The organism is Streptomyces sp. DH24 (genome assembly GCF_029813775.1).
Classification (GTDB): Bacteria; Actinomycetota; Actinomycetes; order Streptomycetales; family Streptomycetaceae; genus Streptomyces.
Genome location: NZ_JARVKW010000065.1, coordinates 1 through 24176 on the forward strand (window position 1 = coordinate 1; position 24176 = coordinate 24176).

21 protein-coding genes and 2 pseudogenes are annotated in these 24176 nt (G+C 73.6%); 18 read left to right on the forward strand and 5 right to left on the reverse strand.

Features of this window, described 5'->3' with window-relative positions; genetic code table 11:
* From QC282_RS30795 to sucD, 3 genes and pseudogenes are all read left to right on the forward strand, one after another.
* Positions 1 to 333: pseudogene (locus QC282_RS30795) on the forward strand (hypothetical protein); the annotation flags it as partial.
* A gap of 518 nt (positions 334 to 851) precedes the next feature.
* On the forward strand, positions 852 to 2033 hold the full coding sequence (sucC, locus tag QC282_RS30800; RefSeq protein WP_279552882.1) for an ADP-forming succinate--CoA ligase subunit beta: 1182 nt from the start codon (positions 852 to 854) through the stop codon (positions 2031 to 2033).
* 21 nt (positions 2034 to 2054) lie between these two features.
* Positions 2055 to 2939: a succinate--CoA ligase subunit alpha gene (sucD, locus tag QC282_RS30805; protein WP_279552883.1), complete on the forward strand. Its 885-nt coding sequence runs from the start codon at positions 2055 to 2057 to the stop codon at positions 2937 to 2939.
* Positions 2940 to 3033: 94 nt separating this feature from the next.
* Here the strand turns inward: sucD and QC282_RS30810 are convergent, their stop codons facing one another.
* Positions 3034 to 4275: a helix-turn-helix domain-containing protein gene (locus QC282_RS30810; protein ID WP_279552884.1), complete on the reverse strand. Its 1242-nt coding sequence runs from the start codon at positions 4273 to 4275 to the stop codon at positions 3034 to 3036.
* Positions 4276 to 4371: 96 nt separating this feature from the next.
* Between QC282_RS30810 and QC282_RS30815 the strand changes: the two genes are divergently transcribed.
* Entirely contained in the window at positions 4372 to 6306 is a 1935-nt protein-coding gene (locus tag QC282_RS30815; protein WP_279552885.1) for a DUF6350 family protein, read from the forward strand.
* Between the two features lie 54 nt (positions 6307 to 6360).
* On the opposite strand, the gene QC282_RS30820 is transcribed toward QC282_RS30815, so the two are convergent.
* Positions 6361 to 7140, reverse strand: a complete 780-nt coding sequence (locus QC282_RS30820; RefSeq protein ID WP_279552886.1) for a hypothetical protein — start codon at positions 7138 to 7140, stop codon at positions 6361 to 6363.
* 337 nt (positions 7141 to 7477) lie between these two features.
* Here QC282_RS30820 and purN point away from each other — a divergent pair, with 337 nt between their 5' ends.
* From purN to QC282_RS30835, 3 genes are all read left to right on the forward strand, one after another.
* Positions 7478 to 8107, forward strand: a complete 630-nt coding sequence (gene purN, locus QC282_RS30825; protein WP_279552887.1) for a phosphoribosylglycinamide formyltransferase — start codon at positions 7478 to 7480, stop codon at positions 8105 to 8107.
* The gene (gene purH, locus QC282_RS30830) at positions 8104 to 9672 is read left to right on the forward strand and encodes a bifunctional phosphoribosylaminoimidazolecarboxamide formyltransferase/IMP cyclohydrolase (RefSeq protein ID WP_279552888.1); all 1569 of its coding nucleotides are present in this window, start codon (positions 8104 to 8106) and stop codon (positions 9670 to 9672) included. Before purN ends, purH begins: the two co-directional genes overlap by 4 nt.
* Positions 9673 to 10006: 334 nt before the next feature.
* The gene (locus QC282_RS30835; RefSeq protein ID WP_279552889.1) at positions 10007 to 11020 is read left to right on the forward strand and encodes an ArsR family transcriptional regulator; all 1014 of its coding nucleotides are present in this window, start codon (positions 10007 to 10009) and stop codon (positions 11018 to 11020) included.
* Positions 11021 to 11025: 5 nt separating this feature from the next.
* Here the strand turns inward: QC282_RS30835 and QC282_RS30840 are convergent, their stop codons facing one another.
* Positions 11026 to 11394, reverse strand: coding sequence for an ATP-binding protein (locus QC282_RS30840; RefSeq protein WP_279552890.1), 369 nt, complete (start codon positions 11392 to 11394; stop codon positions 11026 to 11028).
* Positions 11391 to 11597 (reverse strand): hypothetical protein, encoded by a 207-nt coding sequence (locus tag QC282_RS30845; RefSeq protein ID WP_279552891.1) that lies wholly within the window; start codon positions 11595 to 11597, stop codon positions 11391 to 11393. The genes QC282_RS30840 and QC282_RS30845 overlap by 4 nt, the downstream gene beginning before the upstream one ends.
* A 123-nt stretch (positions 11598 to 11720) precedes the next feature.
* Between QC282_RS30845 and QC282_RS30850 the strand changes: the two are divergent.
* The 3 genes and pseudogenes from QC282_RS30850 (at position 11721) to QC282_RS30860 (ending at position 13356) form a co-directional block, all read left to right on the forward strand.
* Positions 11721 to 12580: pseudogene (locus QC282_RS30850) on the forward strand (helix-turn-helix domain-containing protein).
* Entirely contained in the window at positions 12552 to 12776 is a 225-nt protein-coding gene (locus QC282_RS30855) for a DUF397 domain-containing protein (RefSeq protein ID WP_279552892.1), read from the forward strand. Before QC282_RS30850 ends, QC282_RS30855 begins: the two are co-directional and overlap by 29 nt.
* A gap of 112 nt (positions 12777 to 12888) precedes the next feature.
* Positions 12889 to 13356 (forward strand): hypothetical protein, encoded by a 468-nt coding sequence (locus tag QC282_RS30860; protein ID WP_279552893.1) that lies wholly within the window; start codon positions 12889 to 12891, stop codon positions 13354 to 13356.
* 119 nt (positions 13357 to 13475) lie between these two features.
* Here QC282_RS30860 and QC282_RS30865 read toward each other — a convergent pair whose 3' ends face one another.
* On the reverse strand, positions 13476 to 14060 hold the full coding sequence (locus QC282_RS30865; protein WP_279552894.1) for a hypothetical protein: 585 nt from the start codon (positions 14058 to 14060) through the stop codon (positions 13476 to 13478).
* Positions 14061 to 14329: 269 nt separating this feature from the next.
* Here QC282_RS30865 and QC282_RS30870 point away from each other — a divergent pair, with 269 nt between their 5' ends.
* From QC282_RS30870 to QC282_RS30905, 8 genes are all read left to right on the forward strand, one after another.
* Positions 14330 to 15184, forward strand: coding sequence for a bifunctional methylenetetrahydrofolate dehydrogenase/methenyltetrahydrofolate cyclohydrolase (locus QC282_RS30870; protein ID WP_279552895.1), 855 nt, complete (start codon positions 14330 to 14332; stop codon positions 15182 to 15184).
* Positions 15185 to 15311: 127 nt separating this feature from the next.
* Complete coding sequence (locus QC282_RS30875; RefSeq protein ID WP_279552902.1) at positions 15312 to 15743, forward strand: DUF3017 domain-containing protein; 432 nt, start codon at positions 15312 to 15314, stop codon at positions 15741 to 15743.
* 447 nt (positions 15744 to 16190) lie between these two features.
* Complete coding sequence (locus tag QC282_RS30880) at positions 16191 to 17405, forward strand: XRE family transcriptional regulator (RefSeq protein WP_279552896.1); 1215 nt, start codon at positions 16191 to 16193, stop codon at positions 17403 to 17405.
* A gap of 524 nt (positions 17406 to 17929) precedes the next feature.
* Positions 17930 to 18919, forward strand: coding sequence for a malate dehydrogenase (locus tag QC282_RS30885; protein WP_279552897.1), 990 nt, complete (start codon positions 17930 to 17932; stop codon positions 18917 to 18919).
* Positions 18920 to 19151: 232 nt separating this feature from the next.
* A complete protein-coding gene (locus tag QC282_RS30890; protein WP_279552898.1) occupies positions 19152 to 20888 on the forward strand; it encodes a hypothetical protein in 1737 nt (578 codons plus the stop codon).
* A 2-nt stretch (positions 20889 to 20890) separates the two neighbouring features.
* Entirely contained in the window at positions 20891 to 21244 is a 354-nt protein-coding gene (locus QC282_RS30895) for a hypothetical protein (protein ID WP_279552899.1), read from the forward strand.
* Between the two features lie 10 nt (positions 21245 to 21254).
* Positions 21255 to 22280, forward strand: a complete 1026-nt coding sequence (locus QC282_RS30900) for a hypothetical protein (protein WP_279552900.1) — start codon at positions 21255 to 21257, stop codon at positions 22278 to 22280.
* Between the two features lie 331 nt (positions 22281 to 22611).
* Complete coding sequence (locus tag QC282_RS30905; protein WP_279552901.1) at positions 22612 to 24141, forward strand: aldehyde dehydrogenase family protein; 1530 nt, start codon at positions 22612 to 22614, stop codon at positions 24139 to 24141.
* Positions 24142 to 24176: the final 35 nt, after the last annotated feature.

The window sequence follows — 24176 nt, forward strand, 5'->3', positions numbered from 1 at the left end:
GTGCGGCCCTTCGCCCACAGCGTCGGCGGCAGCGCCACGACGCTCGCGTACGGCGTCACCGGTCACGCCGCGCCCTTCACCGAGGGCGTCGCCGGGCAGGCCGGCGGGGCCGCCGGGCAGGCGGTGCCGTTCGCGCAGGACCTGACCGGCACCGTCCGGGACGCCGCGGGCCCGCTCACCCGGAACGCCGTCACCGGCGCCGAGGGCGTCGCCGAGTCGGTCACGCCGGGCTACGCCCACTACGCGCAGGGCTACGCCGAGAACCTCCAGGGCTACGCCCAGGACGCGCAGGGTCACACGACGGACCTGCGGTACGGCTCGTACGGCATCTGACGGCGGCGGGGCATCGCGTACGGCGCTCAGCCGTACCGCTGAGCCCGACCTCCGCCGGTCCGCCCCGGCGTCACGGCCGGGGCGGGCGACCGGCTCCGCGCGGGTGGCGGGCCCCGGACGGCCGAAAGCCGTCGGACCGTCCGGCCGCACCCCCCGCGGACGGTGCGCGTCGGCCCCACCGGGGTGGGGACCGGTCGCACCGCACCTCGAAGAGCAGGGCGTTCGCCGGCCTTCGGGATCTTTCGAGGGGCCTCACCGGGTCAACCCCAGCCCGGTGAGGCCCCTCACCCACGGCACCGCGTGCCAGTGATTCCGGCATCATGTGACAGGTATCACCGCTCAGGTGTGAGATGCGATTTAGAGGCCCCCCGCAAGCAGCGATAACCTGCGAGACGGACATGCCGCGCGCTCGGACACCGTGTGCGCCTCCCTTGTGACAGACGGCGGACGTCACGTTGCCCTCGCGGCACGCCCACGCAGACAACGAACCGCGAGATCACTGATAGGGACGGAAGCGCGTGGACCTGTTCGAGTACCAGGCGAGGGACCTCTTCGCCAAGCACGATGTACCGGTGCTGGCCGGTGAAGTCATCGACACGCCTGAGGCGGCCCGCGCAGCCACCGAGCGTCTCGGTGGCAAGTCCGTCGTCAAGGCCCAGGTGAAGGTCGGCGGGCGTGGCAAGGCCGGTGGCGTGAAGCTCGCCGGCACCCCGGACGAGGCCGTCGCCCGCGCGACGGACATCCTCGGCATGGACATCAAGGGCCACACGGTCCACAAGGTGATGATCGCCGAGACGGCCCCGGAGATCCTGGAGGAGTACTACGTCTCCTTCCTCCTGGACCGTGCCAACCGCACCTTCCTGTCCATCGCGTCCGTCGAGGGCGGCGTGGACATCGAGGAGGTGGCCGCCACCCGCCCGGAGGCCGTCGCCAAGATCGCGATCGACGCCATCGACGGTGTGGACCGGGCGAAGGCCCAGGAGATCGTGGCCGCCGCCAAGTTCCCGGCCGAGGTGGCCGACAAGGTCGCCGACGTCCTGGTCCGGCTGTGGGACACCTTCATCAAGGAGGACGCCCTCCTGGTCGAGGTGAACCCGCTGGCCAAGGTCGCCTCCGGTGACGTCATCGCCCTCGACGGCAAGGTGTCGCTGGACGACAACGCGGAGTTCCGCCACCCGGACTTCGAGGAGTTCCACGACAGGGCCGCCGCCAACCCGCTCGAGGCGGCCGCCAAGGCCAAGGGTCTGAACTACGTCAAGCTGGAGGGCGAGGTCGGCATCATCGGCAACGGCGCCGGCCTGGTCATGTCGACCCTGGACGTCGTCGCGTACGCCGGTGAGAAGCACTCGGGCGTCAAGCCCGCCAACTTCCTCGACATCGGCGGCGGCGCCTCGGCCGAGGTCATGGCGAACGGCCTGGAGATCATCCTCGGCGACCCGGACGTCAAGTCCGTCTTCGTCAACGTCTTCGGCGGCATCACCGCCTGCGACGCGGTCGCCAACGGCATCGTGCAGGCCCTGGAGCTCCTCAAGAGCAAGGGCGAAGAGGTCAACAAGCCGCTGGTCGTGCGTCTCGACGGCAACAACGCCGAGCTGGGCCGCAAGATTCTCAACGACGCCAACCACCCGCTCGTGCAGCAGGTGGACACCATGGACGGCGCGGCCGACAAGGCCGCCGAGCTGGCTGCTGCCGCGAAGTAAGGGACGAGGTACCAGAACACCATGGCTATCTTCCTCACCAAGGAATCCAAGGTCATCGTCCAGGGCATGACCGGCTCCGAGGGTCAGAAGCACACCCGCCGCATGCTGGCCTCCGGCACGAACATCGTCGGTGGCGTGAACCCGCGCAAGGCGGGCAGCACGGTCGACTTCGACGGCACCGAGGTACCCGTCTTCGGCTCCGTCAAGGAGGCCATCGAGAAGACCGGCGCCGACGCGACGGTCATCTTCGTCCCGGAGAAGTTCACCAAGGACGCGGTCATCGAGGCCATCGACGCCGAGATCCCGCTCGCGGTCGTCATCACCGAGGGCGTCGCGGTGCACGACACCGCCAACTTCTGGGCGTACGCCGCCAAGAAGGGCAACAAGACCCGCATCATCGGCCCGAACTGCCCGGGTCTGATCACGCCGGGTCAGTCGAACGCCGGCATCATCCCGGCCGACATCACCAAGCCGGGCCGCATCGGCCTGGTGTCGAAGTCCGGCACGCTGACGTACCAGATGATGTACGAGCTGCGGGACATCGGCTTCTCGACCTGCGTCGGCATCGGTGGTGACCCGATCATCGGCACCACGCACATCGACGCCCTGAAGGCCTTCCAGGACGACCCCGACACCGACCTGATCGTCATGATCGGTGAGATCGGCGGCGACGCCGAGGAGCGGGCCGCGGCCTTCATCAAGGAGAACGTGACCAAGCCGGTCGTCGGCTACGTCGCGGGCTTCACCGCGCCCGAGGGCAAGACCATGGGCCACGCCGGCGCCATCGTCTCCGGCTCCTCCGGCACGGCCCAGGCGAAGAAGGAGGCCCTGGAGGCCGCCGGTGTGAAGGTCGGCAAGACGCCGACCGAGACCGCCAAGCTGGCCCGCGAGATCCTCGCCGGCTGAACAGCCTGAGCTGATCGGGAAGGCCGGCCGGCCTCTCGACCACGGACGGGCCCGTCCCCGGGTGGGGGCGGGCCCGTCGTCGTCCCCGTACGCCTCAGCCGGGCAGCGGAGCCAGTCGTTCCGGCCCGCTGGTCAGCTGCTGCCGCAGCTTGCCGCGCAGTTCCCGCTCCGCTTCCGACAGCGGGCCCGGCGCGATCCGCGGCGGGACCCCGCGCACCGTCGAGCCGGGCGGCACCGGCGGCTCGTACTTCGTCGGCGCCGTCCGCAGCGTGAGCGCCGTCGTGCCGATCAGGGCGACCGTGAAGGCGATCGCGGCCCGCGTCCAGAACCGGGCCCGGCGTTCGCTGGTCCAGCGCACGCGCGGCGGCTTGGCGGCGCGCAGCCGCTCCGCGCAGGCCAGTTCGGCGAGCCGGTGGTGCAGCACGTCCGGGTCCGACAGCTCCGGCAGCCGCGCGGCGACCGCCTCGCGCGCGTGCAGCAGCCGGTTGGCGGCGGCCGGTGTGGTCGCCTCCGTCTCCGCCGCCGTCTCGGGCAGACCGAGGCCGACACCGTCGTACAGCAACAGCGTGCGGCGGTGCGGGGGCGGAAGGGTGAGCAGGACGTCCAGGAGCGCGCGGGCCGACGGGTCGGCGGGCGGCGGTTCGGGGTACCGGTAGCGCGGGCGGAAGCAGTGCCAGGGGGACAGCGCGTACTCGTACGCCGCCGCCCGCACCCAGCCCGCCGGGTCGCGGTCGCGGGCCACCTCGGGCCAGCGCTCCCAGGCGATCTGGAAGGCACGCTCGACCGACTCGCGCGCCAACTCGCGCCGCCCGGTCAGCAGATACGTCTGCCGCACGAGGGACGGCGCGCAGAAGGCGTAGAGCGCGTCGAAGGCCTGGGCGGGTGTCAGCGCGGGCGCGGCGTCGGATGCCGCGTCCGGGTCGGGGTGCGCGAGGAAGTCGGGGACGGGCTCGGACAGGGGTTCCGACAGGAGCTTCGCCGGGTCGTCCGGCCCGGGGTCGGCCCCGGCCGCGGCGGGCGGCGGCTCCTCGGTGCGTACGCCCCCGGCGGCGGTGGCGGCCGGGGTGGGAGCGGGCAGCGGTGCGGTCGGCGCCGACCCGGCCCCGGCGACCTGACCGGACGTCACCACTGCCTCGGTGGCCAGGCTGTTCAGCAGCTTCGCGGACGCCTCCCGTTTCCGGCCGCGCGGCTTGGTGCGGCCGGTCTCCCAGGACCGCACCGTCTCGCGGGGGACACCGAGCCGCGCGGCGACCTGAGTCCGTGTCAGGGAGGCGGCCTCACGCAGGCGTCGGCGTTCCTTGGGAGGGGGGAGCGGGATTGAAGGGCTCCGCGTCACAGGTCGCCCCTTCGCACGAAAAAGAACATAAACGTATATTGAGCGACACATCCGAGCTTCGCCTGTTACGACGGGAAAGCGCGTGTCGTTGGGAGCATGGCGGGCGTGACCGAGATGACCGCTCGCCGACCGTCGCCGCCGTCCCTGCGCCCCCGGTTGCGCGACCGTTCCCCCGGACTGGCCGCGGGCCTGCTGGGTGGCGTGCTCGCCGCGGGGCTGGGGCTCGGCTCGTCCGCCGTGCTCGTGATGGTGCTGTGGATCAGCTCCCCCTATCCCGACAGCGGACCCGACGGCGCGCTGCACGTCGCCGCCGCGCTGTGGCTGCTGGCGCACGGCGCCGAACTCGTCCGCATCGACACGCTCTCCGGCGTACCCGCACCGATGGGCGTCACCCCGCTGCTGCTCCTCGCGCTGCCGGTGTGGCTGGTGCACCGCGCGGCGCGGGACGCCACCGACAGCGGCGACGGCGGACCGCTGCTGCCCGCCCGCTCGGCCTGGGCGGGCGTCGTCCTCGGCTACCTCGGCGTCGCCGCCGCGGCGGCGGTCTACGCGGCCGGGGGCCCGTTGCGGCCGGCATGGCCGTGGACGTGCGTGTGCCTGCCGCTGCTCGTCGCCGCCTCGGCCGGGTCCGGGGTGTGGACGGCGTACGGCCGGCCGGGCAGGCCGGTGGCGCGGGCGCTGCGCGTGCTCCCGGCCGGCGTGCGCGGGCTGCTGCTCGGGCCCGACGGCCGCGCCGGCGTCGCCGCCCGCGCCGCGACGGCCGGTACGGCGGTGCTGGTGGGCGGCGGGGCGCTGCTGCTGGCGGTGTCGCTGGTGGGGCACGGCGGGGCGGCCCGCGCGTCGTTCCTCCAGCTCACGGAGGGATGGTCGGGGCGGTTCGCGGTACTGCTGCTGGGGCTGGCGCTGGTGCCGAACGCGGCGGTGTGGGCGGCGGCCTACGGACTGGGCCCCGGTTTCCTCCTGGGCACCGGCCACGTCGTGAGCCCGCTCGCCTCGGCCCCGGCGCCGCTGCTGCCCCCGTTCCCGCTCCTGACCGCCGTGCCGGACGCGGGCCCGGGGACACCCCTGAACTGGGCCGCCGTGACGGTGCCGGTGCTGGCCGGCGTGACCGTGGGCTGGTTCACGGCGCGGGCGGCGACGGGCGGGCGGCCGGACGACACCGGGGCGGGCCGGGACGGAACCGGGACGGGCCGGGGTGGCGGAACCGGCACCGCGACCGGGCGGAGTGCGGCGCTCGCGGCGGGTGGTGCGCGGGCCGGGGACGGGCCGTCGGCGGGCGATCCGGGGCGCGTCGCCGGTGCCGGGCGCACCGGTCCCGGCGCCGGGGGCGAGCCGGGTCCGGGTGTCTGGTCGCGGGGGCGGACCGCCGCCGCTGCCGGGCTCGCCGCGCTGCTGTGCGCGGTCCTGCTCGCAACCCTCGCCGCCCTCGCGGGCGGTGCGCTCGGTGTCGCCACCCTCGCCCGGTTCGGGCCGGTGTGGTGGCAGGTGGGCGGCGCGACGCTGCTGTGGATGGCGGCGGTCGCCGTGCCCACGGCGGTGGGCGTACGCGCCTGGCGGTGCCGGGAACGAAGGCGGCCGGTGGAGGTGCCCCGGCAGGGCGCGCCGGACGCCGGTGCCGCCGGTGCCGCCGGGACGCCGGTCGAGCGGGAGCGGCGCGGTTGGCGGCAGGCGCTGCCCTCGCTGCGCGGCCGGTTCCCGCGCCACGGGGCGTCCGGGACCCCTGCGGGCGGCACGGGCACCGGGGCGCCAGGGCCGTCCCCGGACGACGTCACCTCGTACGCGCCCTACGACCAGGACGACACGTACGGCGCGCTCGACCGGGACGGCGACCTCTTCGAGCCCTACGACTTCCTCCCGGCCGACCCGCGACCCGAGCCCGACCGCAAGCCGGACCCGCGGCCGGACCCGGACCCGGAGCCGGTCCGCGCGAGCGGGGCAGCGGCAGCCGACGGCCGGGACCCGGCGGACCCGGGCACGGACGCCGCCCGCACCGGCACCGACCGGATCAAGCCCGGCGGCGAGGAGACCTGAGCACGCGCGGCCGGGAACCCGCGACGGGCTCCGGCCGCAGCCCCGGTCCTCGTGTCAGTCGCCCGTCCCCAGGAACCCGCGCAGCTCCTTCGGGAGCAGATCGGCGCAGGCCTCCCTCGACTGGTGCGTGAGGGCGTCGTTGGTGCACGTGTAGTACTCGCTGTAGACCAGCTGCGCCGTGAACGACGCGGCGACCAGGGCGAGCGCCAGGGAACCCGTGACCAGGCCGCTGACCGCGGCCGTCGTCTGGGGGCGGCCGGTCTGCTCCGGCGCCGCGTTGTCCGGGTCGGGCGTGCGGGGCTTGGCGCGCAGCGTGGTGATGCCCCAGTACAGGGCCAGCGCGCCCAGCAGCAGCGCCACGGACGGCCAGCTGAACAGGGCGAAGAAGAAGGCCCACATGCCGCACAGCAGCGCATAGCGGGCGCGCCGCTGGACGGGGTCCGTCGGGTCCCAGCGCGGGCCCGGGGCCGGGCCGCCGCCCGAGCCGTCCTGGCCGGAGCCGGACGCGCCGGGGCGCTCGCCGAAGCCGCCGCCCGAGCGGCCGGGCTGGCGGTCGCTCCACTGCCGGCCCCACGGGCTGCGGCCCCGGGAGCCGTCGCCGCCCTCGCCGTCGTCCGACGGGCGCCGGGGCTGCCAGGGGCGGTCGGGCGAGCCCTCCGGCGGCGGTGCGAACGGGTTGTCCTCCTGGGTCCGGCCCCGCTCGTCGCCGTTCTGCCCGCCCGAAGGGGCGTCCGGCGGCGAGGCGGGGCGCTCCCGCAGGAAAACGCCGCTGCGCTCCCCTCCCTGCGCCGACGGCTGGGGGAGCGTGAGGAGTCGCGGGCTGCGGTCCGGCATCAAGTGAGCGTCTTCCCCTTGGTGACGTGGTGAACCACGACTGATCGATACGACTGGCGGACGACCGAGCCGGAGCGGTTCCGCCGGCTCTCCGGGCCGGGGTCGTCACTCCAGGAACGCGTCGCGTCCCGGGGGCGTTCCCGGACCGGCTCCTCCCAGACGCTACCTTCCGGCCATCCCCCCGTCCCGTGGGGGCCGCCCGGTGTGCCGGTATCGTTGCTGACGGTCGGCCGCTTCGTAGGCTTCCCCGTATCCGGAACCCCGAAGCATTCGTATGAACATACAAAGCGCCGTGCGGGCCGACCCGTGCGGACGCTCCCCGAGAAAGGGCCCCATCGTGGCCGCCAAGCCCGTGGCCAAGCGCCTCGTCGTGCTGGTCTCCGGATCAGGCTCCAACCTCCAGGCGCTGCTCGACGAGATCGCCGCCGTCGGTGCCGAGGCGTACGGAGCCGAGGTCGTCGCCGTCGGCGCCGACCGCACCGGCATCGAAGGGCTCGCCCGCGCCGAGCGCGCCGGGCTGCCGACCTTCGTGTGCCGGGTGAAGGACCACGCCACGCGGGACGAGTGGGACGCGGCGCTCACCGACGCGGTCGCCGCCCACGAGCCCGACCTCGTCGTGTCGGCCGGGTTCATGAAGATCGTGGGGAAGCGGTTCCTCGCGCGGTTCGGCGGGCGGCTCGTCAACACCCACCCCGCCCTGCTGCCCAGTTTTCCGGGAGCCCACGGTGTACGGGACGCGCTCGCGTACGGCGCCAAGGTCACCGGCTGCACCGTCCACTTCGTCGACGACGGCGTCGACACCGGGCCGATCATCGCGCAGGGCGTGGTGGAGGTCCGGGACGAGGACGACGAGAGCGCTCTGCACGAGCGCATCAAGGAAGTCGAGCGAAGGCTGCTCGTCGATGTCGTGGGGCGGCTCGCCCGCAACGGCTATCGCATTGAGGGACGAAAGGTAGTTATCCAGTGACCGCCACCGCCGAGAGCACCAAGCGGCCCATCCGTCGCGCGCTGGTCAGCGTCTACGACAAGACCGGACTGGAGGAGCTCGCGCGCGGGCTCCACGAGGCCGGCGTCGAGCTGGTCTCCACCGGGTCCACCGCCTCCCGCATCGCCGCCGCGGGCGTCCCCGTCACCAAGGTCGAGGAGCTCACCGGCTTCCCCGAGTGCCTGGACGGCCGGGTCAAGACCCTGCACCCGAAGGTGCACGCGGGCATCCTGGCCGACCTGCGCCTCGACAGCCACCGCGAGCAGCTCGACGAGCTGGGCGTGGCGCCGTTCGACCTCGTGGTCGTCAACCTCTACCCGTTCCGCGAGACGGTCGCCTCCGGCGCCTCGGACGACGAGTGCGTGGAGCAGATCGACATCGGCGGCCCCTCGATGGTGCGCGCCGCCGCCAAGAACCACCCGTCGGTCGCGGTCGTCACCGACCCCGGCGCCTACTCCGCCGTCCTCCAGGCCGTCCGCGAGGGCGGCTTCACCCTTGAGCTGCGCAAGCTGTTCGCCGCGCGGGCCTTCCAGCACACCGCCGCCTACGACGTGGCGGTCGCCTCCTGGTTCGCCTCGTCCTACGCCCCGCTGGACGACTCGCAGTTCCCGGAGTTCCTCGGCGCCACCTGGCACCGCGAGCACACCCTGCGCTACGGCGAGAACCCGCACCAGCCCGCCGCGCTCTACGTCACCGGCACCGGCGGCCTCGCCGAGGCCGAGCAGCTGCACGGCAAGGAGATGTCGTACAACAACTACACGGACACGGACGCCGCGCGCCGTGCCGCGTACGACCACGACGAGCCGTGCGTGGCGATCATCAAGCACGCCAACCCGTGCGGCATCGCCGTCGGCGCGGACGTCGCCGAGGCGCACCGCAAGGCGCACGCCTGCGACCCGCTGTCCGCGTTCGGCGGCGTCATCGCCGTGAACCGGCCGGTCAGCAAGGAGATGGCCGAGCAGGTCGCGGAGATCTTCACCGAGGTCATCGTCGCGCCCGGCTACGAGGACGGCGCCCTCGAAGCCCTCACCAAGAAGAAGAACATCCGCGTGCTGCGCTGCCCCGAGGGCCCGGCCGCGCCGGTCGAGGTCAAGCCGATCGACGGGGGCGCGCTGCTCCAGGTCACCGACCGCCTCCAGGCCGACGGCGACGACCCGGCCAACTGGACCCTCGCGACCGGCGAGGCGCTGTCCGCCGAGGAACTGGCCGAGCTGGCGTTCGCCTGGAAGGCCTGCCGCGCGGTGAAGTCCAACGCGATCCTGCTCGCCAAGGACGGCGCCTCGGTCGGCGTCGGTATGGGCCAGGTCAACCGGGTCGACTCCGCGAAGCTGGCGGTCGAGCGGGCCGGCGCCGAGCGGGCCCGGGGGGCGTACGCGGCGTCCGACGCGTTCTTCCCGTTCCCCGACGGCCTGGAGATCCTCACGGCCGCCGGCGTCAAGGCCGTGGTCCAGCCCGGCGGTTCGGTCCGCGACGAGCAGGTCGTGGAGGCCGCGGAGAAGGCGGGCGTGACGATGTACTTCACGGGGACGCGGCACTTCTTCCACTGAGGTGAGCCGCACCCCCGGGGTGTGACAGCGTAGGGGCCACCGGTCGTCGACGACCGGTGGCCCCCACGCGTTCGTCCCTCGCCACGAGGGCAGCCACCACACCCGGGCCCGCACCCGTACCCGGAACGCCGCGGGACCGGTGACGGGGAGAGCCCGACGGGCGCGAACGGCGGCCCGGCTGATGCCCGTGCCCCCGGGGACATCCCGCGACATGCCCGTTGAGCACCCATATATCGCCCGTTGACCCGCGCCTTCTACGATCGCCCGGTCGGTGACGTCCCGCCAACGCCGTTGCGCCACAAGGCAAGAGCCCGGTCCAAGGGGGAGGAACGCGATGCTCCGCATTCATTTCAGTGACGCCGATCTGGGCAGGACCAGGCTCGCCACCGCTCCCGACCCGCTCTGGGAAGTCGCCGCCAGCCTGCACCGATTACAGTCCCGAAGGGGGCGGTGGGCCTACGCCGGTTGGTACCGGACGGCGCGGCAGCGGATGCGGGACCAGGGGCTGGAGCGCCTCGTACGCGGCGTCCTCCTGCCGTTGTACCCGAGGGCCGCCTACTTCCCGGACTTCCTGACGCCCGCCCAGGGCGTGGGCGACTGGGACACGGGGGTGGAGGCCCTGCTGGCCACGCCGCCCCGGCGGGTCCGGCAGGAGATCGCCATGCTGGACCGGACCGTCGGAGCGCCCCCGTGGGCCGCGCAGCTGGCCGGGCCGAAGGCGCGCGAGGAGTTCGCCGGGATGCTGCGCGCGTACCACGAGACGGTCGTCGCCCCCTACGGGGAACAGGTGCAGGCCGGGATCGAGGCCGAGCGGGCCGCGCGCTGCCGGGGGGTCCTGGACAACGGCGTGGAGGGCATGCTCGCGGGGCTCGGACCCAGGATGCGCTGGCGTCCGCCGGTCCTGGACGTCGCCTACCCCCGGCAGGCCGCGGACCGGGACCTGCACCTGAACGGCCGGGGGATCACGCTCGTCCCCTCCTACTTCAACTGGGGCAACCCGGTCGCCTTCGCGGACCCCGAACTGCCGCCCGTGCTCTGGTACTCGCTGCTCCACGAGCCGCCCGCCCCGGCCGGGCCCCTGGGCACCGAGGTTCCCGGGCGGTCCCTGACCAGCCTGCTCGGACGCGCCCGCGCGATCGCCCTGTACACCGCGTCCACGGGCGCCACGACCGGCGAGATGGCCCGCGCCGCAGGCGTTTCCGCGTCCGCCGCGAGCAGACACGCCACCGCCCTGCGCGACGCGGGCCTCGTCACCACCGTGCGGAACGGGCCGTCCGTGCTGCACACCCTCACGCCGACGGGTGCGTCCCTGCTCCGGGCGGCCACCTCGGACCCGAGCGGCGCCTGAAGGACTCAGCAGGGGTACTCGCACCACACCGTCTTGCCGGCCGGCGTCAGCCACACGCCCCAGCGCCGCGCGACCGCGTCGAGGAGCAGGAGGCCCCGGCCGTTCTCGTCGTCCGCGCCGGGGTGACGTGCGACGAGCCAGGCGTGCGGGTCGGGGTCGGTGACCTCCACCCGTACGGCGCCGTCCTGACCGGGGACCAGCCGGACGGTCACGGGCACGCCCTCACCGACGTGAGTGATCACGTTCGTCAGCAACTCGCTCACACAGAGCTGTACTTCCGGGCACGGCGTGCCCAGATGCTCGCGGACCGCGCGGCGTACCTCCGGAACGGCCTTGGGGAGCGCGAGCAGTTCGAGGACGAGGGGCCGGGTCACTGTCCGGCCGCCCTGCGCAGTACGGCGGTCAGGGCACGGGCCGTCTCCGCGTTGCAGTTCCCGAGCGCGACGAGGGGCGGCGTGGGGTACGCGGACGCGAAGGTCGGCAGGTCCACGCCGAGGGACGGGAGCGTGATGCCGTGCGCTTCCAGCGCGGCGCGGAGTTGGTCGACGCAGGTCTCGGTGTCGTGGTGGGGGTGCATGGGGAGGCGCCTTTCCGGTGGTGCGCGTTCTGTGACGAAGCACTCACAGAGTGACGTCGACTCGCATACCGTGAAAGGGGTTTCGGGTGCGCAGGAGTAACGGAAAAACGGCGGTGGTGGGTTGTGCCCGCGAAGAAGGATCCCGACGCGTCGACGAGTGTCCCCTGCTTCTACGGCGCGGAGTTGCGCTACAGGAGGGAGCAGGCGGGGCTGACGCTGGAGCAGTTGGTGGAGGGGAGTTTCCGGGGCGTCTCGTTCCTCAGCCAGATCGAGCGGGGCGAGCGGGGCATGCCGATGGATCTGGCGCGGCACGTGGATCAGAGGCTGGACACCGACGGGTTTTTCCAACGGCGCTGTGAAGACGCGGCGAAGGCGCGGAGGGTGGGGATCGCCGAGTACTTCGCTGACGTCGCCGAACTGGAGACACTGGCGCGAACCATTGAGGACTGGGCTCCGACGTTCGTGCCCGGATTGCTGCAGACCAGCGCCTACGCCAGGGCGGTCACGCGTTCCGCGATGCCACGGGCCTCGAATGCCAAGGTCGAGGAGATCGTGGTCGCTCGCGTGAAGCGGGCCGAGCTCTTTGAACAGGAGTCGCCGCCGAAGTTCTGGGCAGTCCTCGACGAATCGGTCATCCGGCGCCGGGTGTTGCCGCCCGCGGGGATGGCCGAACTGCTGGACCACATCACCGAGGTGGTCAGGGCGACGCGATCCATTGCGCAGATCGTCCCGGCAACCGCTGCGCCCACCCGTTCATGACGGGGATGACCCGGATCATGACCTTTCGCGACGCCTCGCCTCTGGTGTACACCGAAGGGCTGCACAGCAGCCAAGTCATCGACTATCCGGCCCTCGTGGGGGAGTACCGCGAGTCGTACGATCTGCTCAGGGCCGCCGCACTGGCGCCGGAGGCGTCCCTAGCCATGATTGAGGCGGCAGCAGAGGATTACCGGAATGAAGCCGAACAGGAACATCGACCTTAGCTCCGTGCGATGGCGTAAGAGCAGCTACAGCAACGGAACCGGCGGCGAGTGCGTCGAGGTCGGCCACAACCTCCCCGGCGTCATACCCGTCCGCGACTCCAAGCGCCCCGAGGGCCCGGCCCTGGTGTTCCCCACCCCGGCCTGGGCCCGGTTCGTCGCGTCGCTCCGGTCCGGAGCATCCGCTTCCTCCTCGTAGTCCTGGGCTTTTGCGGCAGAGGTCAACGCTGTGGCCGGTCCCGGCCCGGCCGGTGGATGCTCAGGTCGCCCGGTGACTACGGGAGTTGCCGGGCGAATCGGAGGGGAATCACATGCGCGTTACCCGGATGGCCGCAGGATCGACAGCCCTCGTCACCGCCGCTCTCGGGCTGGGCCTGGCCACCGCAGGCACCGCCGCGGCCGCCGAGGCCGGCAGCTGGCGTGCCTACGGCAACACCAACCCGATCACCTCCAGCTCCGCCACGTGGCGGTGCGCCAGTACCAAGGCGCTCGCCATCGACGTGGGCGCGCAGGTCTGCGCGATCAGGTCGTCCACCGGGGCCTCCGTGCAGGCCGCGGTGATCGTGCGGAACAACCGGTCCAGCCTCTACTCCGTCGGGGCGGCGATGGACCTGTACAACGCCTCCGGCACCAAGCTGGGCGCCTGGGTGTGCTCGTCCTCCGGGGTCGGGGCGAACTCGTGGTCGGTGTGCTTCGGGCGGACCCTCTCCCACAGCGGGTCGGTGGACTCGGTGGGGGTCGCCAACGGCGTGAACCTCGGCCTGTCGCCGAGGGTGTGACCCCGGACCCGGCGAGAAGAGTGTGACGTCGCCGCCACCGGGCGACGCACGAGGGCCGTGTCTCCCCTCCTCGGGTGAGACACGGCCCTTGACTGATGACCGGCGCGCGCGCCGCGCGGTCAGTAGCGCGGGCGGTTGAACCAGGCGCTGCCCGCGGCGTTGCCGACGAACACCGCGATCAGGATGGCCAGCACCGTGTGGACGAGGCCCACGAGGATGAAGGGGTAAAGGCCGAGTATCGCGGTGATGATGCCGAAGATCAGCGTGGTGATGCGGACGCCGTTGCCACCGCTGTTGAACTTGACGGCCAGCACGAGCGCGAAGACACCCCACGCCAGCGCGAACGCGGTGAGACCCCACAGCATGCCGGACGAGTAGTCGGCGAGTTGCTGGAACGCGGGTTCGTCCTGCAGCGTCGCGTCGTTCTTCGCGGCCTCGACGGTCGCGGCGCTGAACGCGAACAGGGCCACGCCCAGGACCTGCAGGCCCACGATGATCCACAGCAGTACGCGTGCCGTGCTCACCGTCCCTGGCATGGACGTCGGCGCGGGCGGGCCGGCGTAGGCGCCCACCGGCGGCGCCGCCGGATAGCCGTACCCCTGCTGAGGCTGCGGCTGCTGCTGCGGGTAGCCGTAGCCCGGGGCGGGCGGCTGCTGGCCGGACGGCGGGGGGCCGTAGGGGTTGTTCGGGTCGCCGTAGCTCATGGCGGTCCTTCCTCGGAGTGCTGCTGTGCGGGGACGACGCGGCACGGTCCTCGGAGGAATGTCTACAGATGCGGTCCGTCCCCCCGGTACTGCCCGCGGCACTGTCCGCTCATCGTTCTTGACCCGGCATTTCTTGTCCAGCCGCATTCGCGATGTGTTGTGCAAGTGCAACATCCCTGATCATGGCCGGACACCGTGGGGCGGACCCCGCGGTGTCCGCTTTGCGGTCGGATTGGAACCGGGGGCCGGTCATCCGCGAGGATGGGGGCATGACCGCCCAGATTCTCGATGGCAAGGCCACCGCAGCCGCGATCAAGTCCGACCTGACCGCCCGCGTGGCGGCGCTGAAGGAGAAGGGCGTCACGCCCGGCCTCGGCACGATCCTGGTCGGGGAGGACCCCGGCAGCCAGAAGTACGTCGCCGGAAAGCACCGCGACTGCGCCCAGGTCGGCATCGCGTCCATCCAGCGCGAACTGCCCGCCACGGCCACGCAGGAGGAGATCGAGGCGGTCGTCCGCGAGCTGAACGAGGACCCGGCCTGCACCGGCTACATCGTGCAGCTGCCGCTGCCCAAGGGCATCGACGAGAACCGCATCCTCGAACTGATGGACCCGGACAAGGACGCCGACGGCCTGCACCCGATGAACCTCGGCCGCCTCGTCCTGAACGAGCCGGCCCCGCTGCCCTGCACCCCCAACGGCGTCCTCACCCTGCTGCGCCGCTACGGCGTGGAGATCAAGGGCGCCGAGGTCGTCGTCGTCGGCCGCGGCGTGACCATCGGCCGCCCGATGCCGCTGCTGCTCACCCGGCGCAGCGAGAACGCCACCGTGACCCAGTGCCACACCGGCACCCGCGACCTGGCGGCGCACCTGAAGCGCGCGGACATCATCATCGCCGCCGCCGGTTCCGCCCACCTGATCCGGCCCGAGGACGTGAAGCCGGGCGCCGCCGTCCTGGACGTCGGTGTCTCCCGCAACGCCGAGGGCAGGATCGTGGGTGACGTCCACCCGGACGTCGCCGAGGTGGCCGCCTGGATCTCCCCGAACCCCGGCGGCGTGGGCCCGATGACCCGGGCGCAGCTGCTCGTCAACGTGGTCGAGGCGGCGGAGCGCAGTGTCGGCTGACCGCAACGCCGGGAAGACCGGGAAGACCGGGAAGACCGGGAGCGCCGCGGGCTCCGGGAGTGCGCGGGGCACCGCGCGGACCGGGGGCGAGGCGCCCGAGGACGTCACGGCGCCCGAGGACGTCACGGTGCGCGACGCGGTCAGCGCGCCCGACGCCCAGGGCAGGCCCCGGCGTACGACCCGCCGCTTCCCGCTGTTCACCCGGGACACCGCACGCCCCGAGGGCGGCGGCCGGGCGGCGTCCGTCGACGCCCCGGCCCCGGCGCGGCAGTGGCCGATCCTCGCGGTGCTGTCCCTCGTCGGGCTCGGCCTGCTGCTGACCGCCCTGGACGTGTTCCGCTTCGGGACGCTGCTGATCGGGGCGGCGCTGCTGACCGGCGCCGTGCTGCGCTGGCTGCTGCCCGGCGTCGGCATGCTCGCCGTGCGGTCCCGCTTCACGGACATCGTCACGTACGGCGTGCTCGGCCTGGTGATCGTGCTGCTGGCGATGATGGCCCAGCCCGATCCCTGGCTGGAGATCCCGTTCCTGAAGGACACCCTGCACTTCACGGTCAGCTGACGCCCGGCTCGGCGTCCGCGGGGTGAACGGCGGCCCGTCCTCTCCCCCGAGTAAGGGCGGGCCGCCGCCGCGCTCCACACTCGTGCACCGGGAAGTGCCTGATCAACGCCTGTCCGCGCGCTGTGGCACGGAAGTGACCGTTCCGCTACGTCGCGCACACGCCCGTTTCGCTGGGGGAACGGTTCCCGGGGCACCCGGGGTTCCCCGCACGGCGGGCAGGGTTCGCACGGCGCGGAAAGGCGCCGGTGGGACACTGGACCACGGGTCGGCGGGCGTGCGACGGTGCATCTCCGCGACCCTCGACGCCCCCGTGCGCCCCCACCCCGGGAACGGGGATCCTGACCAGGCGCATCCCTGTGGGTAGCCACATCGGGAACTCGGCACAGGGCGTCGCGCGCGGGGGAACGACCAGCACGACCAGCACGACCGGGGGAAGAGGGGGGAGCAATGCCTCGTTGGAAGGCCTTGCCGGAGGAACTCGATCCGCAGATCAGGGAGTTCACGAGCCAGCTGCGGCGGCTCGTGGACCGCAGCGAGCTGAGCATCGCGTCGGTCGCCGACCGCACGGGCTACAGCAAGACGTCCTGGGAGCGTTACCTGAACGGCCGGCTGCTGGCGCCCAAGGGCGCCGTCGTGGCACTGGCCGAGGTCACCGGCACCAATCCCATCCACCTGACCACCATGTGGGAGCTCGCCGAACGCGCCTGGAGCCGCTCGGAGATGCGCCACGACATGACGATGGAGGCCATCCGCATCTCGCAGGCGCGTGCGGCGCTCGGCGAGTTCGGCGGGCCTGCCGTGGGTGGCGACAGCGGGAACGGCAAGCGCAGGTCCGCCCGCAGGGGCGGCGCCACGGCCGCGCCCGGCGGGACCGGACCGGCCGGGGTGGGTCCGGCCGTGCCGCCGCAGCCGACGGCCGCCGACAGCCGGGACGCGCTGGGCGACGCCGCCGACGCGCGCCCCGCCAACTCCTGGGGCGTCGCCGAGGGATACCGGCACCAGTCGGGCGGACGCGCCCCGGGCGGGGCGTCCGGCGGCTGGCCGTCGGCGGGCGGCCCGACGGCGGGCGGCCCCGTGGCGGGCCGGCCCGGTACGGCCCCGGCGACCGCGGCGACGTACGGCGTGCCGCCGCGCGCGAACCGGCCGGGCGGTGCCGGACGCGGCGGTGGCGGCAAGCGGCGGCTGACGACGCTCCTCGCGGGCGTCGTCGGGGTGCTCGTGGTGACCGCCGGGGCGTTCTTCCTCCTGGACGGCGGCGACAAGGACGACGAGGGCGCCGGCCCGAGCCCGTCGCCCTCCGCCACCACCGAGGCCGAACTGCCGCCCGGCGTGAAGTGCGGCGGCGCCGACTGCACCGGCAAGGACGCGGAGAACATGGGGTGCAGCGGCGAGTTCGTGACCACCGCCCAGTCCGCGACCGTCGGCACGACCGTCGTCGAGGTCCGCTACAGCGAGACCTGCAAAGCCGCGTGGGGCCGCATCACACAGGCCGCCCAGGGCGACCGGGTCAGCGTGACGGCGGGCCGGGCGGAGCAGTCGAGCAGCATCACGCAGGCCGGCGACGCCGGCGCGTACACCCCCATGGTCGCGGTGAAGGACGCGAAGCAGGCCAAGGCCTGCGTGACCCTGGCCGCGACCGGCGAGAAGGCCTGCACGCGGTAGGGGCGCCCCGTCGCGGGAACACCCCGCCGCGGGAGCAGGTGTGTCGAGGCGGACCCGTCGCTCGCGGCGGACCGCGGCTCCCGCGCCGCGCGCGGCACGGCGCCCGGGGCGGTCCGCGCTCCCGCGCCGACGGCCCGCGCGTGAAGAATTCCGGTCCGGCAGGAATGGGCGCCCCGATCCCGGGCACGCGAACCGTACCCCCACGGGAGTCCGGCACGGTCGGTTCCCCCCGGCGGCCGCCCAGTCCCCCCTCTCCCGGACGGGCGGCCGCCGCTCGACGCCGGGCCGCACGCGTGCGCGTCACTCTGTGGGACGGGCCACACCGACCCGGCCGTGCGTCCTGGCGGATGCGCGATAGCCTGACCGCTGGATCTCTCTTGACGCCAAGAGATCGATCATTCGTACCGGTGATCGATCATCGCGGCCGAGGGCGCCGACCCCCGCGAACCGGGAGGCCGGCGGCGGGGATCCCGCAAACCCCGGGGCAGGGACGCCCCACCGCCAGCTGTCATACGGAGAACGCCATGACCCGCACTCCCGTGAACGTCACCGTCACCGGCGCGGCCGGCCAGATCGGTTACGCCCTGCTCTTCCGCATCGCCTCCGGCCAGCTGCTCGGCGCGGACGTGCCGGTCAAGCTCCGCCTGCTGGAGATCACCCCGGCCCTGAAGGCCGCCGAGGGCACGGCGATGGAGCTGGACGACTGCGCGTTCCCGCTCCTGCAGGGCATCGACATCACGGACGACCCGAACGTCGCGTTCGACGGGTCCAACGTCGCCCTCCTCGTCGGCGCCCGCCCCCGCACCAAGGGCATGGAGCGCGGCGACCTCCTGGAGGCCAACGGCGGCATCTTCAAGCCGCAGGGCAAGGCCATCAACGACCACGCCGCCGACGACATCAAGGTCCTGGTGGTCGGCAACCCGGCCAACACCAACGCCCTGATCGCCCAGGCCGCCGCCCCCGACGTACCGGCCGAGCGGTTCACCGCGATGACCCGCCTGGACCACAACCGCGCGCTGACCCAGCTCGCGAAGAAGACGGGCTCCACGGTCGCCGACATCAAGCGCCTGACCATCTGGGGCAACCACTCCGCCACCCAGTACCCGGACATCTTCCACGCCACGATCGGCGGCAAGAGCGCCGCCGAGGTCGTCAACGACGAGAAGTGGCTGGCCGAGGACTTCATCCCGACCGTCGCCAAGCGCGGCGCCGCCATCATCGAGGCCCGCGGCGCCTCGTCGGCCGCCTCCGCCGCCAACGCCGCCATCGACCACGTCCACTCCTGGGTCAACGGCACCCCGGAGGGCGACTGGGTCTCCATGGGCATCCCGTCCGACGGCTCCTACGGCGTGCCGGAGGGCCTGATCTCCTCCTTCCCGGTCACCTGCAAGGACGGCACGTACGAGATCGTCCAGGGCCTGGAGATCAACGAGTTCTCCCGCGCCCGCATCGACGCCTCCGTCCAGGAGCTCGCCGAGGAGCGCGACGCGGTCCGCGGTCTCGGCCTCATCTGAGCCGACCCCCTCTCCCGCAGGGCCCCGCACCGGCTTCCGCCCGGAGCGGGGCCCGCTGCGTTCGCCCGGCCGTCACCACCGTGGCCGAAACTCACCCGTACGACGGAAACGCGGACGCCCGCGGCGCCGGTCCCGTGACAATCCGGTTCTGCCGGAACATGCTCGCCCCCTATGCTGATGGGCCCTCAACTCGCCTGTCGGCCAACCGAATTCACAGCAACGGGGGAGAGGCGTGAGCACTCCGCACGTGCCGCAGCAAGCACAGCACACGGGCGCGCCGCCGCCCGACCCGCCGCCCACGCCACCGCACGCCAGCGAGGCCACCCGGCTGCTGTGCGCGGGCGCCTACCTCGACTCCGGTTACCGCGACCGCGTCATCGAGCAGCTCTACCTCAACGAACAGCGCGTCGTCGCGCCGTCGCTCGGCTTCGACGCGGCCCGCGTCCTCGCCCACGCGCTGCGCGCCCGCCGCCAGGAACTGCTGTGGTCGGCGGCCATCGTCGGCCTGTGGACGGCGGGGGTGGCGCTCAGCGGCGGCCTGCTGGCCCACCTGCTGTGGCCCAGCCTGCTGCTCGCCGTCGCGCCCCTGCTCCGCGGCCGGGCCGCGCAGCCGCCCTGGTACCGGTTGTTCCCCGCGTTCCTGGCCCGCTGGGCCGGCCGCGCCGGCGCCGGGCTCGCCCTGTTCGCGCTGGGCGCCGTCGCGTTCCACGGCGGCTCGGACGGCGACTCCGGCTACGGGTCCCCGTACGACTCCTCCGGCCCGTACGGCTCCGACGGCAGCGGGCTGCTGGAGTCGGTCGCCGACGGCTTCGCGACCGCGGCCGAACCGGGACAGGCCTGGCTCGGGGCGGGAGTGCTCGTCGCCATCGGCCTGTGCGCGTTCGCGCAGCGCAGCCAGTTCGCCCGCGCCCTCTTCTCCGAACTGTCCCCGCAGCGCTTCCCGGACGCCGCAGGCGACCCCGCCGAGCAGGTCGGCAACCAGCGGTTCCAGCGGCTGACGGGGCGCATCCGGCTGGAACAGCACGCGCCGCTGATCATGTACCACGAGGCGCGGCCGTTCTGCGGGGCGGGCGCCGCGCACGAGACCTGGGTGCTCGCCGTCGAACTCCGTCCCGACGAGGAGAAGAAGCCGCAGCCGCTCAGCAACCGCGTGATCCTGGACCGCATCCGGCCGCTGATCGAGCAGTTGCGGGTGCCCGCCGAGTACGCGGGTCCCGGCGTCCGCGACCGGCTGCGCCGCCTGGAGATCGACGAGTGCGTGTTCCTGCCCGTCGAGGGGCTGCTCTCCCGCGACCAGGCGCCCTACACCCAGGTCGCGTTCGAGCAGCACCGGGCGCGCGCCGTCGAGGAGGGCGGCGAGAAGCGCCGGCACTTCCTGCGCGTCCGCGTCGGCGGCTGGGAGGAGGAGCTGGTCGTCACCGTCTTCGTGCGGCTCCACACGCAGGGCCGGATGCTCATGCTGGAGATCGCCCCGCACGTGCTGACGCCGATCCGCGCGGACTTCAAGGACGCCGACCGCACCTCGCACCGGTTCCGCGGCGACAACCCGGTCGGCAAGGTGGCCGGCGCGGCCGTCCTGGTGCCCGGGGCCGCGGGCCGCTCGCTGGTCTCGCTGGGCCGGGGCGCGGTGTACGGGTGGCGGCTGCTGACCGGCGGTCACGCGGGCGCGCTGCCCGACGGCCCGGCCCTGTCGGTGCGGGAGCTGGCCGCCGCGCCCGCCGGGTCCACCTTCCAGGACATGGACGTGGCCCGCTACCTGCGGAGCATCCAGGACCGCATCGGGCGCGGGGTGCGCCTGGCGCTGGCCGAAGCGGGCTACGAGACCGGGGAGTTCGTGCAGAAGATCGTCAACATCAGCAACGGCGCCGTCCACATCGGCCGCGCCGACAACTCCTCCTTCGCGTTCGGCGACAACGCCCGCGCCGAGACCACGACCGGCGGCTCCGAGCCGCAGAAGGGAACCGACTAGCGATGGCACCCGACCAGCCCCATGTCCGCATCGGCCGCGCCGACAACTCCTCCTTCGCCTTCGGCGACCACGCCCGCGCCGAGACCCGCAACACCACCTCCGCCGGACGCGACGAGACCGCCGAGGAACTGCTGGCGGCCGTGCGGGAACTGCGCGCCGACCTGACCCGGCTGCGGCAGAGCGAGGAGACGGCGCGGCTCGACGAGGCCCTCGCGGACACCGAGGGCGAGATCACCCGGACCGGCACGGCCGGCGAGGGGCGCCTGGCGCGACTGCGGGAGGTCCTCACGGACGCCCAGAACATCGTGACGCTGTTCGCGTCGGCCGGGGCGGTCGCCGGACTGCTGGGGATGTGAGAGGGGCGCGATGAACGGGGGACCGCGGTACTGGAACGAGGACACCCAGCGCTGGGAGGACGGCACCGGCACCGCCGCCCCGGTCACCCCACCGCCCCCACCGCGCCCGGAGTTCCTGCCACCGGCCCCGGCGGAACAGGGCGGGGCGACGCCGCCGGACGCGCTGCCGGGCGGCACACCGGCGGCGGACGCTCGGGCGGGCGTGGCGGGACCCGGTGGCTGGTCCGAGGTGCCGGACGGCGGCGCCTGGCCGCCCGCCGGCGGGACGGCGCCCGCACCGCCCGGCTCCCGAGGGCCGGGCCGCCGACTCGTGTGGGGCGTGCTGGGCGGTGCCGCGGCGGCGGGTGTCGCCGTGGCCCTGGCGCTGACGTTCGCCGTCGGGGACGACGGCGGGGACGGCGGCCCCGGCGACGGCAAGGCGGCCTCCGCCACTGCCTCACGGACCGGCGGCACCCCGTCCGGCACCGGCGGCGCCGGACCGACCGGCGGCGAGCCGACCGACGACGCCTCCGCCGCCCCGTCCGGCCCGGCGTCCGAACTCCCCGCCGATTACGAGCTCCACACGGACGCCGAGGGCTTCACCATCGCCCGTCCGCAGGGCTGGACGCGCGAGGCGACGGCCTCCCAGCACGGCATGGACGTCGTCACCTACCGCAGCGCGGACCGGTACCGCCGCCTCCAGGTGTACGAGGTGGCGGAGTCCTCGCCCGAGGAGTCCTTCGAGCTGTTCCTGTCCGACAGGACGCCGAAGGCCAAGGGCTTCGAACAGGTCGCCCTGGAGCGGCTCGACGAGCGCGGCGTGTCCGGTGTGCGGCTGGAGTACCGCGCCGACTCCTTCCGGGGCGAACCGGACGTCGGCAGCTGGCACGTCCAGGACGTGCGCTTCCGCTCGCCCGGCGACGGCAAGCTGTACGCGATCGCCGCGTACGGCCCGCCCACCGACGGCGTCGATCCCGAGCTCGACCTGGTGCTGACGGCCCTGACCCACTTCTGCCCGCCGGCCACGACCTGCGAGCGGCCCACCGGCGGGGGCTGACCCGGGGCACGGGCACGCCACGCGCCGCCCCGCCCGCCCAGCCGCATCCCGAACCCGTGCGCCCCGCAGCCGTGATCGCCGTACGCCGGGACCCCGGTGCAGCCGGACGTCCGGTACACCGCCCGCGCCTCGGTGAGCGCGGCGGGGCGCAGCAGGCCGCAGAACCGTTCCCGTCCGATTTCCGGCCTTTGCCGGTGCCGCTCGTGACGCAGCGCACTTTCGGCCATGGATCGCGCATGCAATCCGGGGCCCAGGGCAGGCGCACCCGGTCCCGTGAGTGACACGCGTGTGACACACGGGTGCTGAACAGGAACGGAAGGCAATGTCGACCATGGCGGACAGTACGGAACGAAACGCGCCCGAAGCGCGCAGGACCATCCACGCGGGGGGCGAGTGGCGGGAGGCGGTCTCCGGCGCCACACGCGAGATCATCGACCCCGCGGACGCCGTGCCGTTCGCCGTGGTCGCCGAGGGTGACGAGAAGGACGCGGACCTGGCCGTCGCCGCCGCGCGCCGCGCCTTCGACGAGGGCGTCTGGCCGCACACGCCCGTCGCCGAGCGCGCCGCGCTGCTGCGCCGCGTCGCCGACCTCCTGGTGCGCGACCGGGAGGAGATCGGCCTGCTGGAGAGCCGCGACGCGGGGAAGACCGTCGAGGAGGGCCGCGTCGACGTCGACTGCGTCGCCGACGCCTTCCGGTACTTCGCCGACCTCGTCGCCGCCGAGGCGCCGGGCCGGGTCGTGGACGCCGGGTCGCCCGACATCCACAGCGTCGTCGTGCACGAGCCCGTCGGCGTCTGCGCGATGATCACGCCCTGGAACTACCCGCTGCTCCAGGCCAGTTGGAAGATCGCGCCCGCGCTCGCCGCCGGCAACACCTTCGTGATCAAGCCGAGCGAGGTCACCCCGCTGACGACGGTCGCCCTGATCGGGCTGCTGGTCGAGGCGGGGCTCCCCGCGGGCGTCGCCAACCTCGTCACCGGACCCGGCCACACCGTCGGCGCCCGCTTCGCCGAGCACCCCGACGTCGACCTCGTCTCCTTCACCGGCGGGCTGGTCAGCGGCACCAAGGTCGCCCAGGCCGCCGCCCCGAGCGTGAAGAAGGTCGCCCTCGAACTCGGCGGCAAGAACCCCAACGTCGTCTTCGCCGACGCCTGCGCCACCGACGAGGGCTTCGACACCGCCGTCGACCAGGCCCTCAACGCCGCGTTCATCCACAGCGGCCAGGTCTGCTCGGCCGGCTCCCGCCTGATCGTCGAGGAGTCCGTCCGCGAGCGCTTCGTCGCCGAACTCGCCCGCCGCGCCGAGAGGATCCGCCTCGGCCGCGGCACCGCCGACGGCGTCGAGTGCGGCCCGCTGGTCTCCGAGCAGCAGCGCGCCAGGACCGAGGACTACGTGGCCTCCGCGCTCGCCGAGGGCGCCGTGCTGCGCTGCGGCGGCAAGCGCCCCGAGCCGTCCGACGACCGGCCCGCCACCGGCTACTTCTACGAGCCGACCGTCCTCGACCGCTGCCACCGCGAGATGCGCGTCGTACGCGAGGAGGTCTTCGGCCCGGTCCTCACCGTCGAGACCTTCCGCACCGAGGACGAGGCCGTCGCCCTCGCCAACGACACCGAGTACGGCCTCGCGGGCGCCGTCTGGACCGCCGACGCGGGCCGCGCCCGCCGGGTCGCCGGCCGGCTGCGGCACGGCACCGTCTGGATCAACGACTTCCACCCCTACCTGCCGCAGGCGGAGTGGGGCGGCTTCGGCAAGAGCGGGACCGGCCGCGAACTCGGCCCGGCCGGGCTCGCCGAGTACCGCGAGACCAAGCACGTCTACCAGAACCTCGCGCCGAAGCCGGTGCGCTGGTTCGCGGGCTGACTCCCGCCCGTTCCCGCCCCCCCCACGTCCCCCTC

Coding starts and splice junctions, on each gene's coding strand:
- QC282_RS30820 (WP_279552886.1), bottom strand. CDS start 7,140: ATGCCGGACCGCAGCCCGCGACTCCTCACGCTCCCCCAGCCGTCGGCG.
- QC282_RS30835 (WP_279552889.1), top strand. CDS start 10,007: ATGCTCCGCATTCATTTCAGTGACGCCGATCTGGGCAGGACCAGGCTC.
- QC282_RS30880 (WP_279552896.1), top strand. CDS start 16,191: ATGCCTCGTTGGAAGGCCTTGCCGGAGGAACTCGATCCGCAGATCAGG.
- QC282_RS30855 (WP_279552892.1), top strand. CDS start 12,552: ATGAAGCCGAACAGGAACATCGACCTTAGCTCCGTGCGATGGCGTAAG.
- QC282_RS30905 (WP_279552901.1), top strand. CDS start 22,612: ATGGCGGACAGTACGGAACGAAACGCGCCCGAAGCGCGCAGGACCATC.
- QC282_RS30865 (WP_279552894.1), bottom strand. CDS start 14,060: ATGAGCTACGGCGACCCGAACAACCCCTACGGCCCCCCGCCGTCCGGC.
- sucD (WP_279552883.1), top strand. CDS start 2,055: ATGGCTATCTTCCTCACCAAGGAATCCAAGGTCATCGTCCAGGGCATG.
- QC282_RS30860 (WP_279552893.1), top strand. CDS start 12,889: ATGCGCGTTACCCGGATGGCCGCAGGATCGACAGCCCTCGTCACCGCC.
- QC282_RS30895 (WP_279552899.1), top strand. CDS start 20,891: ATGGCACCCGACCAGCCCCATGTCCGCATCGGCCGCGCCGACAACTCC.
- QC282_RS30885 (WP_279552897.1), top strand. CDS start 17,930: ATGACCCGCACTCCCGTGAACGTCACCGTCACCGGCGCGGCCGGCCAG.
- QC282_RS30815 (WP_279552885.1), top strand. CDS start 4,372: ATGGCGGGCGTGACCGAGATGACCGCTCGCCGACCGTCGCCGCCGTCC.
- QC282_RS30900 (WP_279552900.1), top strand. CDS start 21,255: ATGAACGGGGGACCGCGGTACTGGAACGAGGACACCCAGCGCTGGGAG.
- QC282_RS30870 (WP_279552895.1), top strand. CDS start 14,330: ATGACCGCCCAGATTCTCGATGGCAAGGCCACCGCAGCCGCGATCAAG.
- QC282_RS30845 (WP_279552891.1), bottom strand. CDS start 11,597: ATGCACCCCCACCACGACACCGAGACCTGCGTCGACCAACTCCGCGCC.